General features: G+C 39.2%; 18 protein-coding genes. 2 read left to right on the forward strand and 16 right to left on the reverse strand.

The window, feature by feature from the left end:
• Positions 1–24: 24 nt before the first annotated feature.
• From A6754_RS18745 to A6754_RS18770, 6 genes are all read right to left on the reverse strand, one after another.
• Positions 25–495 (reverse strand): DMP19 family protein, encoded by a 471-nt coding sequence (locus A6754_RS18745; RefSeq protein WP_066449412.1) that lies wholly within the window; start codon positions 493–495, stop codon positions 25–27.
• A gap of 42 nt (positions 496–537) precedes the next feature.
• On the reverse strand, positions 538–981 hold the full coding sequence (locus A6754_RS18750) for a hypothetical protein (protein ID WP_066449415.1): 444 nt from the start codon (positions 979–981) through the stop codon (positions 538–540).
• Between the two features lie 86 nt (positions 982–1067).
• A complete protein-coding gene (locus tag A6754_RS18755; RefSeq protein ID WP_066449417.1) occupies positions 1068–1697 on the reverse strand; it encodes an NAD(P)/FAD-dependent oxidoreductase in 630 nt (209 codons plus the stop codon).
• Between the two features lie 66 nt (positions 1698–1763).
• Positions 1764–4187, reverse strand: a complete 2424-nt coding sequence (locus A6754_RS18760) for a heavy metal translocating P-type ATPase (RefSeq protein WP_066449420.1) — start codon at positions 4185–4187, stop codon at positions 1764–1766.
• Positions 4188–4255: 68 nt separating this feature from the next.
• The gene (gene copZ, locus A6754_RS18765; protein WP_066449423.1) at positions 4256–4462 is read right to left on the reverse strand and encodes a copper chaperone CopZ; all 207 of its coding nucleotides are present in this window, start codon (positions 4460–4462) and stop codon (positions 4256–4258) included.
• A 79-nt stretch (positions 4463–4541) separates the two neighbouring features.
• Entirely contained in the window at positions 4542–4862 is a 321-nt protein-coding gene (locus tag A6754_RS18770; protein WP_066449430.1) for a metal-sensitive transcriptional regulator, read from the reverse strand.
• Between the two features lie 759 nt (positions 4863–5621).
• Here A6754_RS18770 and A6754_RS18775 point away from each other — a divergent pair.
• Positions 5622–6479, forward strand: a complete 858-nt coding sequence (locus tag A6754_RS18775) for a manganese catalase family protein (protein WP_066449433.1) — start codon at positions 5622–5624, stop codon at positions 6477–6479.
• 58 nt (positions 6480–6537) lie between these two features.
• Here A6754_RS18775 and A6754_RS18780 read toward each other — a convergent pair whose 3' ends face one another.
• Together A6754_RS18780 and A6754_RS18785 are read right to left on the reverse strand one after the other, a co-directional pair.
• Positions 6538–7503, reverse strand: a complete 966-nt coding sequence (locus A6754_RS18780; RefSeq protein ID WP_066449436.1) for an alpha/beta fold hydrolase — start codon at positions 7501–7503, stop codon at positions 6538–6540.
• Between the two features lie 24 nt (positions 7504–7527).
• Entirely contained in the window at positions 7528–7905 is a 378-nt protein-coding gene (locus A6754_RS18785; RefSeq protein ID WP_066449438.1) for a hypothetical protein, read from the reverse strand.
• Positions 7906–8059: 154 nt separating this feature from the next.
• On the opposite strand from A6754_RS18785, the gene A6754_RS18790 reads away from it, so the two are divergent.
• Entirely contained in the window at positions 8060–9142 is a 1083-nt protein-coding gene (locus tag A6754_RS18790) for a GIY-YIG nuclease family protein (protein ID WP_066449441.1), read from the forward strand.
• 170 nt (positions 9143–9312) lie between these two features.
• Here the strand turns inward: A6754_RS18790 and A6754_RS18795 are convergent, their stop codons facing one another.
• The 8 genes from A6754_RS18795 to nirD form a co-directional block, all read right to left on the reverse strand.
• Positions 9313–9912 carry a histidine phosphatase family protein gene (locus A6754_RS18795; protein WP_066449444.1) on the reverse strand — a complete coding sequence of 200 codons (600 nt, stop codon included), beginning with the start codon at positions 9910–9912 and terminating at the stop codon, positions 9313–9315.
• Positions 9913–10041: 129 nt separating this feature from the next.
• Complete coding sequence (locus A6754_RS18800; protein WP_066449446.1) at positions 10042–10938, reverse strand: YitT family protein; 897 nt, start codon at positions 10936–10938, stop codon at positions 10042–10044.
• A gap of 194 nt (positions 10939–11132) precedes the next feature.
• A complete protein-coding gene (locus tag A6754_RS23410; RefSeq protein ID WP_082851746.1) occupies positions 11133–11438 on the reverse strand; it encodes a DUF2975 domain-containing protein in 306 nt (101 codons plus the stop codon).
• 301 nt (positions 11439–11739) lie between these two features.
• Positions 11740–12612 carry an AraC family transcriptional regulator gene (locus A6754_RS18810; RefSeq protein WP_066449450.1) on the reverse strand — a complete coding sequence of 291 codons (873 nt, stop codon included), beginning with the start codon at positions 12610–12612 and terminating at the stop codon, positions 11740–11742.
• 132 nt (positions 12613–12744) lie between these two features.
• A complete protein-coding gene (locus A6754_RS18815) occupies positions 12745–13383 on the reverse strand; it encodes an NAD(P)-binding protein (RefSeq protein WP_066449452.1) in 639 nt (212 codons plus the stop codon).
• The gene (locus A6754_RS18820; RefSeq protein WP_066449455.1) at positions 13383–14111 is read right to left on the reverse strand and encodes a sirohydrochlorin chelatase; all 729 of its coding nucleotides are present in this window, start codon (positions 14109–14111) and stop codon (positions 13383–13385) included. The genes A6754_RS18815 and A6754_RS18820 overlap by 1 nt, the downstream gene beginning before the upstream one ends.
• Positions 14108–15556, reverse strand: a complete 1449-nt coding sequence (cobA, locus tag A6754_RS18825) for a uroporphyrinogen-III C-methyltransferase (protein WP_066449459.1) — start codon at positions 15554–15556, stop codon at positions 14108–14110. Before cobA ends, A6754_RS18820 begins: the two co-directional genes overlap by 4 nt.
• Before the next feature lie 18 nt (positions 15557–15574).
• Entirely contained in the window at positions 15575–15886 is a 312-nt protein-coding gene (gene nirD / locus A6754_RS18830; protein WP_066449462.1) for a nitrite reductase small subunit NirD, read from the reverse strand.
• Positions 15887–15895: the final 9 nt, after the last annotated feature.

Consider the following 15895-nt stretch of genomic DNA (forward strand, 5'->3'; position numbering starts at 1 on the left):
TTCCATCCTTTTTTTACTAAACACTCAATCCTCCACCACATCAATCAATTCCTCATAAATTTCCACGAAATACGCTTCTAATAATACAGCTAATTGATCGTCCAAACTGTAATATTCTCCATCAGCTTTTTCAATAACTTCATAGTATTCACTTTCTTCCACTTCATCATTTTCTAAGGAGATATGCAGCTTCCACATTTGCTCCCCGTATTTTCTGATGATCGCAGCATAAGCATGGGCATTTATCTTCTCGAGACTCTCTATTAATTCTTTTACATATGCTTTAATTCCTACTTCTTTTATATAATCGGAAGTCCAATTGAGTAAAATTTCATGCCCGCCGCTTTCCATTTCGGAGTAGTATTGAAATACCGTAAAAGCTTCTTTTGCTGTTTTGTTTTCTGCAGAATAAACATATTCAGGTAAAGCAGAGATTACTGCATTCCAAATGTCATCTTTATGAGCTAATTCTTTTTTATTCATTTTAGGCTTCATAAAAACCTCTCCATTTCTTATTCATCTTTTAAAAGTAAACCGTTATTCATCCTGCTCAAGATCATCCTTTAAAACCCAAGGCAGTTTCATTTCAAAACCTATTTGTAATACAGGAGAAGAAAGAGTATCTATATGATCCATTTCAAATCCAATTGTTGCATCTCCAAAGGTGGATGTATTTTCAGCATTCCAGGTCGAACTTGTGCAAGTGGGTCCTTTCACTACTTTACCTGTCAAATGGTAATTCCCTATGTACAACCGCTTCCCATCCTCTTCTTCTCCAAATTCAGATAACAGACTTGGTTTCGACGGATCTACGCCTAACTGCAAAAACAGCTCCATTACAGAGCTGTTGATATATTTACATGCTTTTCTAAAATTTTTACAATCCAAACATGTACAAACCTCTTGTTCTTTCTTATAAAAATCTTTCGTTTTGTCTACATCAATCTCTAAAACCCAGTGCAGGAACTCTATTCTTTTCATATAATTGATCTCATTTCTCTGCGTTTTACGTTGTTTCTAGACTTACTCACTTTAAGATTAGCAAAAATTTTATGATTGGTCGATCATTATAGTGCCACGAGATTTCTCAAGTTTTCAAGCCCAAATCGATTCAGAAACTTGAAGAATGGCTCTCTCTTCTTCCCATATTCAGCATAGATATCCAGTATGTTCTCAACTGCTTTATAAAGCATTTCTGGTGTTAAATTCTCCATGAATAAAGTACCCACATGCGCATCTTTTCCTTTTGCTTTACCGCCAAGATATAGATGATACCCATCCTTAATTTTCATGACGCCAATATCATTTACAAGCGGCTCTCCACAACCCACCGGACATCCTGTGTATGCTGGCCGAAGAGTAAACGGAACCGGCTTTCCGGCAATGCGGTTATTTAATTCAATTGCTGCGGGCATGCCTTCTTCTTCTGAACCTTTGCAAAAGTTGCATGTTCTTAAGCTTTTTACATAGTTTCCAACCGGGTAACAGGACAATCCAACCTCTCGAAGCTTTGCCTCGACTTCTTCAGCCTTGCTTTCTTGAACCTCTATATAAAGCTGCTGAAAGGTGGTTAACTCCAGTTCATCTTCATCATTCATGTATTCTGTGATCGTCCCAAGCTGTTTCGCATTCAGTTTGGCTCCAAACGTTATCCCGCCGTTAATCGCCAGTTTTACTTTTTTCTGTGTTTCTTGCATTCTCTCACACCCCTATATGAATGAAAGAGTAAACTGCGATCAGGCAGTTTACTCTTCATTTGTTTTTTATAATTTAACTCTCTGTAATCGCAATGCGTTTAAGACAACAGATACGGAGCTGAATGCCATAGCTGCTCCTGCCACCCATGGTGCAAGCAAGCCGATTGCGGCAATTGGAATTCCAATTGTGTTGTAGGCAAATGCCCAGAATAGGTTTTGTTTAATATTGCGCATCGTTTTGCGGCTCATGAGAATCGCGTCCGCAATACTATTTAGATCTCCGCGAATAAGTGTGATATCGGCTGCTTCCATAGCTACATCCGTACCAGTGCCAATTGCCATCCCCACATCTGCTGTCGCAAGTGCTGGTGCGTCATTAATTCCATCTCCAACCATCGCTACTTTCTTTCCTTGCTCCTGCAGCTTTTTCACTTCATCTGCTTTGCCTTCAGGAAGCACTTCAGCGATCACTGAATTGACGCCAACTTCTTTCCCGATTGCATCTGCTGTCCTCTGGTTATCACCTGTCATCATAATGACATTAATGCCCATATCCTGTAAGCGGCGAATAGCATGGCGGGAAGTATCTTTAATGGTATCTGCAACAGCTACTATTCCAGCGTACTGACCATTTATTGCAGCAAGCATTGCTGTTTTGCCGTCGCTTTCTAATTTTTCCATTGTTGATAGAACTGCTTTAACATCAACACCATACTGCTGCATAAGCTTCCGTGTACCAACGATTACAGCCTGACCTGAGATCGTCGCTTGCACACCATAGCCAGGAATGGCTTCGAAGTATTGAACATCTCCAAGTTCAATGCCTTTTTCCTGAATTCCTTGGACAATTGCTTCTGCCAATGGATGTTCAGATTGTTTTTCAGCTGTGCCAATATAGGATAAAAATTGTTCCTCATCCTGGCCTTCAGCTGTTAAAACATCCGTTAAAACCGGTTTCCCATGTGTGACAGTACCTGTTTTATCAACAACAACAGTATCAATGCCTTGGGTTTGCTCCAGGTGTTCTCCCCCTTTGAAAAGAATGCCGAATTCAGCTGCACGCCCGCTTCCTGCCATTATAGAAGTAGGCGTTGCTAACCCTAGTGCACATGGACAAGCAATAACGAGCACGGCAATTAATACTTCCAATGCCGGCGTAAACTCTCCAGGCTGAACCCAAATAATCCAAACAAGAAATGTCAGAATGGCAATCCCGACTACGATCGGAACAAATATGCCTGAAATTTGGTCGGCCAGACGCTGAATCGGTGCTTTTGAACCTTGTGCATCTTCGACAACCTTGATAATTTGCGCTAATGCTGTATCTCGGCCCACTTTTGTTGCTGTCATTTTAATGAAACCATTTTTATTAATAGTAGAACCGTATAAAACATCACCTGTCTGTTTATCAACTGGCAGGCTTTCACCTGTCAGCATGGATTCATCTACAGCTGTTGTTCCTTCTAAAACTTCACCATCCACAGGAATCTTTTCTCCTGGTTTTACCAGGATGGTGTCGCCAATCACTACTTCGTCTAAAGGGACTTCTTTTTCTTCTCCTTCACGTAAAACGATCGCTGTTTTCGCTTGAAGCCCCATTAGTTTTTTGATTGCTTCAGATGAACGTCCTTTTGCTTTTGCTTCGAATAATTTTCCTAAAAGAATGAGTGTGATTAACACTGCACTTGTTTCAAAATAAAGATGCGGACCATGATGTTCTCCAACCGAAACAATCGCCTGATAGACACTATAGAAGTAAGCGGCTGATGTACCCATTACAACAAGTACATCCATATTGGCGCTTCCATTTCGAAGTGCTTTATAAGCACCAACGTAAAATTGCTTACCAATAATAAATTGAACTGGTGTTGCTAATAGCATTTGGAACCATGGGTTCATCAATAAATCAGGTACATACATAAACGATGTAAATGAAAAGTGTCCGAACATCGTCCAAAGAAGAGGCAGTGATAGAGTGGCTGAGATAATGAATTTTCTCTGCTGACTTTTAATTGCCTGTTCCCGATGATCTACTTGTTCTTTCTTGTCATCTTTTTTTTGGTGTGCACCGTAACCCAGTTGCTCCACTTTCCCAATAATGTCTCCGATGCTTACTTCGGTTGGGTTAAATTCAACCGTAGCTTTTTCAAGTGCTAAGTTGACATTTGCTGAGGCAATGCCCTCCATTTTATTTAGTCCTTTTTCAATCCTGGAGGAGCATGCTGCACAGGTCATGCCTGTAATTTCGAATTCTGCTTTTTCTTTTACAACGCCATAGCCAAGTGCTTCTATTTTTTTCTCAAAATCTGCAGCACTTAATTTTGATGGATCATATTTAATGGAAGACTTTTCGAGAGCTAGGTTGACGTTTGCAGACTGTACACCCTCCATTTTGTTTAAACCTTTTTCAATCCGGGTCGCACATGCTGCACAGGTCATACCTGTAATTTGTATATTAGCTTCTTTGGCTTCATTGGCTAGAGAGCTCATACCTTTCACCTCACATACCTTATAGGGGTATATATTTATTAAAATGAGAGAGTGCTATAGAAGCACTCTTATTCTACGTCATATCCTTGATCATCAATCGTCTCTTTAATTTTTTCAAGAGAAACTTGTGATTCATTATAAACAACTTCTACTTGCGCATCATCTAATTTTACAGTTACTTGTTCAACACCAGTTAATTCACCAACACTGCCTTCTACCGCTTTTACACAATGTCCGCATGACATTCCTTGTACATTTAACGTTACATTTTTCATAAGTATTCTCTCCTTAACATGATGTTATATTTATCACTATATACACTATAGGGGTATATATAAACCTAAAAAAATATAATTATTTTTTCATTAACTTTTGAACGGTAACTACAAATTCATCTAATACCTCTAGATCGCCTTCTGAAAGCCGGTTAACTACACAGCCTTTTAGATGGCCTTCTAATAAAATCTTAGCTACACTATTCAGTGCCGATTGAGTCGCAGCTAGCTGTGTAATAACATCATCACAATAAACATCCTTCTCAATCATCCCTTTAATGCCTCGTATCTGACCTTCAATGCGATTTAAGCGGGAAGTTAGATTCTTTTTAACCTCTTCAGAATGATGACTTCTTCGGTCAGAAATTATATGACCAGTATCACAACATGAATTCACCAATACTAATCCCTCCTAACTTATACTCAGAATAACATACCCCTAAAGGGTATGTAAAGAGAAGAATCTCAGTTATTATTTATACTTGTTTTCCATATGGAAATGATGTTTTCTTCATCTACAATATAAATATCTGGACATACTAAGCCTGCTAAATACGGCGGTGCACCTATTCCAATTACCAGCCCTAAGAAAATTGGATAATACAAGATCTCCAAGGGAGAGTGATAAATTATTGAAGTTTATCGTATCTCCCATTACTAGACAGGCTATTCTTCTCCCAATCCTGCCCTACCAGATGAAGCAGTCACAATAAGCGGAGGTTTTACCCTTATTTCCAAAATTGATCTATTTTCCGGCGAAATAAGGGGAGGTTTTCCGGCTATGTTGAATAAGATCGCTCATTTGCACGTTTTTTGGTCAGTTAGTCGGAATATATCCGTCTATTTAGGCAGATTTTAAGTGATTTTACGATTTAAGCGGAATTCCTCCGCCTATTTTTCATTCTCACAATTTTTAAGAAAATCAATTTCGCACTATGCCTGTTGATTGAAATGAAAAAGTGATAGATGCCACTCTCTGCCCCTCCCCGCAGAAATCAACTTCTGCTCATTTATATGTTCACAGCGAAAACAGCCTATATTAAAGTTTTTAATTTTTCATCATTATTCTTTTATCAGCAGAAATCGTTAAATCAGCCTGTATAGGAAATTTTTTCTTAGGCAAAATAAATGTGAATTTATAAGAAAGGCGGTTGGTGCCGTGTATTTTTATCGTGAAGATTTAATCAATATGATTGTTCCTGATCGTCCAGATCCTTCTGCAGCAAAGGTTCTGCAGGAAGCACTTGGAGGACAATTTGGGGAAATGAGAACCATGATGCAGTTCTCTTTTCAAAGTGCAAATTTTAGAGGAAATGCAAAGCAGTATCGTGATCTAATCAGAGGTGTATTTCTAGAGGAACTCAGTCATATTGAGCTTGTACAGACTACTATTAACCAGCTGCTGAATGAATCTGGAGGCGAGCTTCCAGGAAATCAAGCATCTGATGGGGCACCGCTTGACGATGTGATCCAATCTGGAGCAAACCCTCATCATTATATTATGGGCGCAAAAGCATCACTGCCTGTTGATGCTGGCGGAAATCCGTGGAATGGCTCTTGGGTTTATGATCATGGAAATCTAGTTGCCAATCTTCTTAATAATGTTGTCCTCGAATCAACAGGTGTTCTGCAAAAATCACGCATTTATGAAATGAGCAGCAACAAAACATTAAGAGAAACAATCGCTTTCTTAATGGTCCGAGATAACGCTCATCAAAATGCTTTTGCTAAAGCTTTAGAAACATTAGGCGTTGATTGGGGCAAAACATTCCCTGTTCCTAACTACGACCTAAATAAATATCCTGAATGCCGCAAATATGTGGATATGGGCTTCCACAATGCTCAATTTAATTTCCGTCTTGATCAAACAAGAATCGGTGAAGTTTTTTCTGGCACAACGCCAAGCAGAAATGGCGGAGAACTTGCAGTAACTGAACCGCCTAAAGGTTATCCAGTTCCTGAGCTTCCAGATATGCCAAATGAGCATGCACCTGGTTTACATGATTTAAATAATTAATACATTTGCAAATCATAAAGAGGCCTCCAAAAGCAAAACACTTGGACAGCCTCTTCATTTATTTCTGCATTAAGAGGATTTCATCTTTAAAGATTTCCATGAATGCTTCTTGTTCCTCTAAAAAGGGTGAATGTGCAGAGTTTTCAAACGTATACATTTTTTTATAAGGTGCAGTGATGCTATCAAAAAACCGCTTCGCTTCTTTATAAGAGGTTTGATAATCGTATTTTCCCTGCACAACGTATACCGGAATTTTAAACTCATGTGCTAGTTCGGCCACATCAAGCTTCGCCAGCTGTTCTGCAAATGCCTCATAGCTCATAAAAATCCCCTTTGGAATATTCAGCTTTTCTATCCAGGTATACCTTCTGCACGAAAACAATTCTAACAAGCTTTTCATTTGTGAATAATCAGCTCTCTTCATTCCTCCTCCGTATTTGATTAAATAACGGCTGAACACCTTCCGATACTGATTATCCTTATAAAAATGCTCATCAATCTGCACCTTTCGAATTTCCTCTTCAGCCTTTTGGTCGCCTCTCTCAATTGCCGTTTGCAAGAGGAATTCCACAGTATCTGCATTTGATTGCAGATGCCTTCCCATTTGTCCCGCACCAATATAGGCAATAAAGTGCTCTGGGTAAGTGCTGGCTAAAATAGAGCCTATTAACGTTCCCCAAGAATGTCCGAACAAATAGATTTTCTCTTTTTTATATTCCCTTTTTAAAAAAGCGGTGACGACTAGTGCATCTTGAACAAATCGTTCAATCGTCAATTTTCCCTGCGTTTTTGAATTGTAAGACATGCCCGCTGCCCGCTGATCCCAGTAGCATACCGTTACATAGTCACTCCAATTTAAACCTGCAGATTGGATCATTGGATATTGCGGATAGCCTGGCCCTCCGTGCAGATACAGCATAACTGGGTGATCGGGACTGGTACCTTCGATAAACATGCCGTGTTTGTGCCCATCTATTGTGAGGTATTCTTTTCTACAAAAACGTTTTGATGCTAATTTATTCATACAGACACCGCCTATCTGAAAGTTTTATAATAGAGCAATCCAGAAACATAAGATACACGCTGCAGCAGATAAAGGGGTCATGACGTATTTCTCTTTTTTACTAACAGAGAACAAATTTGCAATCGAGTTTAATGCTAAAAAAATGGCAATGATCCAAACAAACACATGTGTTGAAAAAGGCAAAATACTTTCTAAAACAGATGCATGCTGTAAAAAAATCCATGCAAATAAAAATAAAATGACGGCATTTCCTATACTTACAAAACGCAATTTTTTCGGCAGGACCTTATGAAAGCCTCCAAGCGCAAATTCTCCTAACGGAAAACCAAGTGCCAGCAGCACCTGAAAAATAGCGATCAAGAGAAAAATAACTGCAGCAGTTATGGATAAAACAGTAACCACTAACTGAACACCTCCTACCGTAACTTATACGTTTAAGCAGAGGTTCATGACTGATTTTTTGTTATGTTATTCTCATAAGGACTTATTTTCCTTTATTGTTTTTAAATATTCTAATGTACAATCATAAAAAGTATTGAGAGTGGAGTGATGATCGATGAATATCAAGGATAAGGCAAAGCAGCTTCCCTCTTCTCCAGGTGTATATTTAATGAAAGATTCATCGGATCATATTATATATGTGGGAAAATCAAAAAGTTTAAAAAGCAGAGTGCAATCTTATATGAATCACTCTAAGAATCATACAAAAAAAGTTGAGAGATTAGTTGACCACTTAACAGACTTTGACTATATCTTAACGGATACTGAATTCGAGGCTTTCATGCTTGAGTGTGAACTAATTAAGGAACTAAAGCCAAGCTATAACAGAAAGATGAAAACACCTAAATCTTACTCTTATCTAAAAATTCAACGGGATACACACTCCCCGTCTATTAAGCTGACAAACACAAAAAAAATTGACGATGGCTCCCTTTACTTTGGACCTTATACCGGCCAAAGAACGATAGAAAATGCATTAAACGGGATGAAGCTATTTTATAAAATTGATTGTAATCACCCAATGAATCATCGTACACCCTGCTTTAACTATACAATTGGCAAGTGTATAGGGATTTGTTTTAAAAGCTCAGCAATGGAGGAATACCGGAGGATTCTAGATAAAATCTTAGATTTACTTCATGGAGCAGATACGAAGATCCTTCATGAGATGGAAGAAAAGATGATTGAAGCGGCGGGAGACTTTCACTTTGAAATGGCTGCAGAGATTAAAACATGGCTGAAATCTGCAGAGATTCTATATAAAAAAGGACAGGTTCTCCAATTCACAAACGAAAACAACTATATTCTCGTAATGGAGTACTTAGAAGAAAACAAGATGAAACTGTTTTTAATCAGGAGAAATAAAGTGCTGTACAAACAGAGATATGACTTAAGAGAAGAACATCTTAAACAGTTGATCCTGACCCATCTTCATCCTTATTTAAAAACAGGATCACTGCCACCGACGGAAATCAATCAGGATGAGCTGGATGAAGCGCAGATTATCTACAGTTATTTGAATAGCAATGCCTGTGAATATGTCATTATCCCTGAGCAGAAGCTGTATGGCGGAAAGGATAATGTCATTGAGCAGGCCGTTAATGATTTGCTGGATTCCAAGACAACGGAAGTGATCTAGTTTATTTTTATTGCAGTAATAAGTGATTTCCACTGCATTGGTACTCGCTTTCCGGCGTACGGGAGAGGGGCCTAATTTGGTCCATCTCCCTACCCTCCTTAGCAGGAGTCTCGCACCATTACATTGCAGTCAGTGAGCAAAGTGTCAATGCTTTACCCCAATTCACTTAATTATACTAGATGATCCTGCTTATTAAGAAACTTAATGATTCTTCCTCTTTCGCTGATCTCTACAAGGTGCATGCCTGTATCACCGGTATAAAATATAGCCTCACTATTAATTGGCAGATTTAAAAACGCCTTGAAGAAATTAGAAATAAAGCCTCCATGTGATACGACAGCGATCCTTCCGTATTGCTTATAATCATGAATGATCTTATGAAATATCCTTTCGACTCTTAAACGGAAGTCCAATTCCGATTCTCCTTCCGGAATCGGCACATGAAGAGGACGACCGCCTTTTGGCAAAGGATATTTGATCATTGCTTCTTTTCTAGGGAGTCCTGCTAACACTCCATTATGAAGCTCCATTAGATCCTCCTCTTCAATTAATTCACATCTGATTGCCTCTTGCAGAATACCAGCAGTTTTTTTCGCTCTCTTCAATGGACTGGCAAGAATGATCTCCGGTTTATAATGTTCTTTCACAAACTGAGCCATTTTTCGTGCTTGTTCTTCCCCTATTTCAGTTAAAGAGAAATCTGCTCTTCCTTCGTGAACATCAAGTATATCTGCTTCTGATTGGCCATGCCTAATCAATAATAATTCCACACGATACGCCTCCTCATCCAGTTTTTTCATAAACTACATTTAGTCCTCTACACGCATCTTCTAAAAAAGACCGAATCCAAATAGGATTCAGCCTCAATTTATGCTGCAATGATGTATCAGCTAAGGACATTAATGAATATCACGTTTTTTAAAGTTACCGCCCTTTACTTCGGCCACATCGTATACAGCTACGAAAGAATTTGGATCGATTTCATTGATGATTTCTTTCATTTTACTATCTTCTAAGCGGTTCACAATACACGTAATTTCTTTAAATTTTTCATTTGTATAACCGCCCTGCACTTCATTGTAAGTAGAACTGCGGCCTAAACGGTCGCGAATCGTTTCAACCATAATTTCCGGTTTACTTGTAAGAATTTTATACGTTTTTGAACCGCTTAATCCTTCTTCAACAGCGTGAATAACTTTAGAAGCTATGTAATAAGCGATGGCGGAAAGGAAAGCACCTTGAAGGCCAAAGACGAATGAAACAACAATAAAAACAAACATATTTAAGAATAAAATAAGGTCACTTGTACCAAACGGCAATTTCCTGGACAGCAAAACAGCCAGCATATCAATGCCATCCAATGCTCCCCCATTTCTTAAAGCCAGTCCCATCCCAAAACCAATCACAATACCGCCAATTACCGTTACAAGCAGTGTATCTCCTTCAATGATCGGTGTAATATGATGCATTAGAACGGTACTGACTGCCAATGAAGCAATCCCAATAACAGAATAAATGGCAAAGCTTTTGCCGATTTGTTTGTAGCCCAGAAAGACAAATGGAATATTTAACACGGCAATTAAAACGCCCAAGGGAATGCCGATCAGCTGTGATCCAACGATACTAAGACCTGTAATCCCGCCGTCAGACACAGAGTTTGGTATCAAAATGGCCTCTAATCCGTATGCCGTTATAAAGCCCCCGATAATAACAGCTAATCCCCTTAAAATTTTCTTAACTAAATTACTTTTCTTCTCTGAAGTCATTTTTTTGCTCATTGAATTATCCTTTCTCATCTTCATTCTCTTTTTACTTTACACATTTTTATTTCGTTTTGCTAGCTGTTTTCGTTGTGGGAATTAAAAGGGGCACTTATGAGAAGGCCAGTGATGGGAAGTTTTCGAAGCGGATGTATGTTTATCTTGTGTTATTTATTTAGCGAAAAAAAAGCATCCTTTATGAATATTCAAGCAAACTCGACCAATCTTTATCAAATGAACAACTCATTTTCCGATTTAAAGCTCATTACTTTTTTTAAAAGATCCTGAAGAACAGCTGAAAAAAGGAGAATTACTATTGTTAAAAAGAGAATGGCTAGACCTATTAATGCCACACCTGGATGCAGTGCATTTTGCATTACAAGAAAGAGCATTCCGATTACATAAATTATGATAATAGAACCTGCACAGTGTTTAATCATGCCTAACGAATGTACAGCTGTTTTTGAAAAAACATGATTGTTAATTAAATAATTCAGCAGTTTTAATGCTTGATAGAGCGCATAAGAAAAGGGTATCGATTTTCAATAAATATTTGTTAATTAACGTTGATTTTCTTTTGATCATTTACTATTAATATGGGATTTTTTTATGTTGGTGTTTATAATTATGCGGTTATGCTAAAAGAAGCAAGACCTATGCGGCTCCTGCTTCTTTTATATAATGCATCTTTTAATTTAAGTTGGGATTTCCTTCCCTTTAGCCTTCATACTTAGAGCTGCCGGGAAGGGTGCGTGCATTTTTTCTTACGCCAGTCGCTCGTTTTCCGGTCTGGAGGAATGATTTGCACCAGTTTCCTCCACCTAACCTGTTCTCGCATCAGATACTTACTCTCTTCTTCACAGCAATCCAAATTTCACTATAAACATTGCTTCGATCCGATAAGTCACCTGTAAAAGAGATCTCAGGTGCTTCTACTAATTCGTAATCTGAAGACGGAAGCCATTCTGCCGCTATTTTCCCCCAGGTTTCTTGCATAGATTTTGGGAACTCACCTTTTGATGAAAATATAGCCCAATTTAGTTTTGGCACCTCAATTACATCTAACTCATCAAAATCCGATTGGCTGTCTGTTAATACACCAATCATATGATCAAGGCTTCCCTTTTCCTCCATGCGCTCAACATCAAAATGATAGGAGGCATTTACGACTTGATGCGGCTCAAGGTTTGCCAAGTTCCGCATTTGTTCTCTTTGCTGAGGTGTAATGCTTTGTGCTAATTTTATGATTTCCTGATTTTCTCCTTGGAATTTAATCGGAACTCTCTTTTTAACGCCAACAATCTTAAAAGCTTCTTTTTGCTGTATTCGATAATCCATATTGTTTCCTCCCTGAATCGTTAGTTGGAAGGAGAGCTTAGGAAATGCTTTAAGCGTGTTTGTCTTCTTAACTTCTGAGGGATTGATTCCCGACCATTCCCTGAATGCACGTGAAAATCCATCCACAGATTCATATCCGTATTTGAAGGCAGTTTCTGTGACACTTTTACCTTCATTCTGCAGATCAAAAGTAGCGTTAGAAAGCTTGCGGTTACGGACATACTCTCCTAATGACATGCCAGCTAGAAAAGAAAACATTCTTCGAAAATGATAAATGGAGGTTCCTGTTATTTTTTCCACTTCGTTGTAATCAATCTCATCATTCAAGTGAACTTCTATATAATCCAAAGCCTCATTCATTCTTTTCAGCATATCTTCTCCCCCTTCCTATCTTTATTATAAAAACGATTAAAATCGGATACCCGATGGATCAGAAACGTTTTTTGTCGGATTTATTCTTTATTCTTTTTATACTTGACAACATATGCATAGTTATAACCTTCCTCATAGTGTTCTGGATTGCCCCATGCCCGTTAAATAGCTCTCATATAGTTTTTGAAATGCAGCCTTTCTGTCGGTTTCATGCAAAAATTCATCACTGATAATCTGCTCCAGCAAGCTGCTTTTCCATGCTGGGTCTCGAACATTCTCTAGAATAAATCGCCTTGACTGCTGCAGAAACTCGAGATAGTTTACATATCTTTCATCATACGTTTGGGATAGCTGTTTTTTTATCTTTTTTGCGAGCTTGGGACTTGCTCCATCTGTCGAAACTGTTAATGTCAATTTTCCGCGTCTAACCATTGCAGGGACTTGGAAATCAGACAAATGGGGATCGTCTATCATTAACACAAGCTGATTGTCAGATGCGGCCTGTTTCACCTCTCGATTCACCAATAGATTGTCTGTAGCGGCAATGATTATGAAAAAACCTGCTGCATCTTTGTTTTCAAAGCATTTTTCTTTCCAGGTGCATTTTTCCTCGGAGATTAATTTACACAAACCAGCTGTCACTTGAGGGCTAATGATTGTCACTGCTGCTCCTGCCTCAATGAGTCCTGCCGCTTTCCGTTCAGCAATGGCTCCTCCGCCAATGATTACAGCACTCTTTCCTTTTAAGTTCATCATCATGGGATACAGCATCAGCTCTCAAACTCCCCTTTCGTTCTTTTTACAAGCAGTTCTGCCAGTCTTGGATGAAACCCAAGCGGGTCGCAGTGGATGACTTTAGCAGAAGTGCCATCTGCTATTTCCTTAATTCTTTTTATGAAAATACCGGTAAAAAGCAGATGTGGAATTGTGTATATCGTTTCATACCCTGAATCCACAGCATTCTGCAGTTCTTCCTTGTAGCCTGGACTGCTTTCTTTTAGAAAACAGGGAAAAACATGCTGGCTATTTAATTCTGCTTTCAATAGATTACTAAGCTCTGATAGTTGCCTTTCGCTTTCCTTTACCCTGCTTCCATGTCCGATCAGCAGTAACGCTTTTTTGCTGTTATCTTCACTAAAATGCTTTTCCTGCACACGCTCGGCCAAAATTTGGGCAGCGAGAGGATCAGCTCCCAGTTCTCTTCCATACTGAAATAACATATGTGGGTAGCATTCCTTCATTTTTTCGATCTCTTCAGGAATATCCTCTTTACCGTGAATACCAGCTAAAAGTAAAACAGGCATGACCATAATCTCTGAAGCACCTTTTTCAACACATGCTGCAACTGCTTCTGAAATGGAGGGTGATGCATTTTCAAGAAATCCGACCTCCTGTATGGCTGCATTAATATGCGGTTTGACATCCTGAATAAAGGCATGAAACTTGTCATTACTTTGTGAGTTTCGGCTGCCATGCCCGATATATAACACTGCTTTCATCGTGTCAGCTCCTCGCCCTGAGAAATCATCATGTGCAGCAGCTCATCAGCTGTCGGCTTTTCGGGAATTGTAATTTGTTCATTCGTTAATTTCGAAGTAGCATTGCTGCTCTTTTTTCCCATACAGTATAGCATTTTCTCTTTTAAAAAGGAGACTGGATCCATGTTCATTTTCTTCGCCGCCGTCATCATTGTTGTAAATGCCGTGCTGCTCGGGATGATGACACTTTCTATCGCTGCGTCCTCAAACAGGCGGTTATATATCGGGAAATAGCTCTCGTCTATGATCATTTCATGTGTATAAATGTAATGTGCATTTTCATATACCGGCTCTATGTTTTTCTCGCCAATGACTAACAGTTGATTTTGATTTATATCTTCAGGCATATTTGATGCCATAATTCCGAACTGCGCAAGCTTTGCGATCGACTTGCTTGAGGTTCCATATACATTCCTTGGGATAGAGCGAATGTCCAGTTTTTCCTCTTTTAAAAGGGCAAAGAAATCATCCACACTTTCTGGAGAGGTAAACAAAATGTTACTGTACTTGCTGAGATTTGGCAGTTCCGCTCTTTCTTTTTTTGCTTTCATTTTTGGAAATTCAATTACATCGGCACCAAGATCGCGAAGCTTATTAGCAATTCGGCTTTCTGTCACCCCTGAGCGGGCAAGCAGAATCTGTCTTCCGTGCATCGGTTTCTTTTCAAACCAGTTCAATTTTTCTCGTAGTTTCACAATCTCACCAACTAGTGTTATCGCTGGATTTAAGAATTGCTGTTCTTTTGCAAGCTCTGCAATGGTCGCAAGTGTGCCTTTTAGCGTCTTTTGTCTTCCATATGTGCCCCACTGAATCAAGATAACAGGTGTATCAGGCGACTTCCCGTTTACTGTTAAATTTTCGCAAATGAAAGGAAGGTTTTTAATGCCCATATAAAAGGCGATCGTATCCACCCCCTGTGCCAGGCCAGCCCAATTGATGCTTGGCTTGCCGTCAGCTGATTGATCATGGGCTGTCACAACTGCAAATGATCCGGCATAGTTCCGATGTGTTACAGGAATGCCGGCATAGGCAGCTGCTGCAATGCCGGAAGTGATTCCCGGCACAATTTCGTATTCAATTTCATTTAGAGCAAGTTCTTCTGCTTCTTCACCAACCCGGCCAAAAACGGAAGGATCTCCTCCTTTTAAGCGGACGACAATTTTTCCTTCCAGTGCTTTTTCAATCAGCAAACGATTGATGGTTTCTTGCCGTAAAATATGGCGATCCGGCAGCTTGCCGCTATAAATGAATTCACAATTTTCCTTTGCTTGCATTAATAGCTGCGGGTTCAGCAATCGATCATAGAGAATGACATCAGCCTTGGTGATGGCTTCCATCCCTTTTACTGTAATGAGTTTCAGATCCCCTGGTCCTGCTCCGACTAAAAATACCTTCCCTTTGTTCATCATGCTTCACCCTTTCCGTTAATCCAGCAAAATATAAACCTTATTATCCTCGACTTCTACTTCATACTTTTTTACGCTTCCGGTATCTGGACTTTGCACAAGTCCGTCCAGCAGCGAGATTTTCCAATCATAGAGAGGACAGAAAACATAATGCCCGCTCACAAGCCCCTCAGATAAAATACCGCCTTTTGGATGTGGGCTCCTATTTTCTATTGCATGCACTTCTCCATTTGAAAGTTTGAATAATGCGATATTGGAATCGCCAACCGTTACGGGCTGCCCCATTTGTTCGTATAACTTAGAATATGGATAAACTTCAATTCTTCTCATTTGATCAGC

Source organism: Cytobacillus gottheilii, assembly GCF_001636345.1.
In the GTDB taxonomy this organism is placed as follows: domain Bacteria; phylum Bacillota; class Bacilli; order Bacillales; family Cytobacillaceae; genus Cytobacillus; species Cytobacillus gottheilii.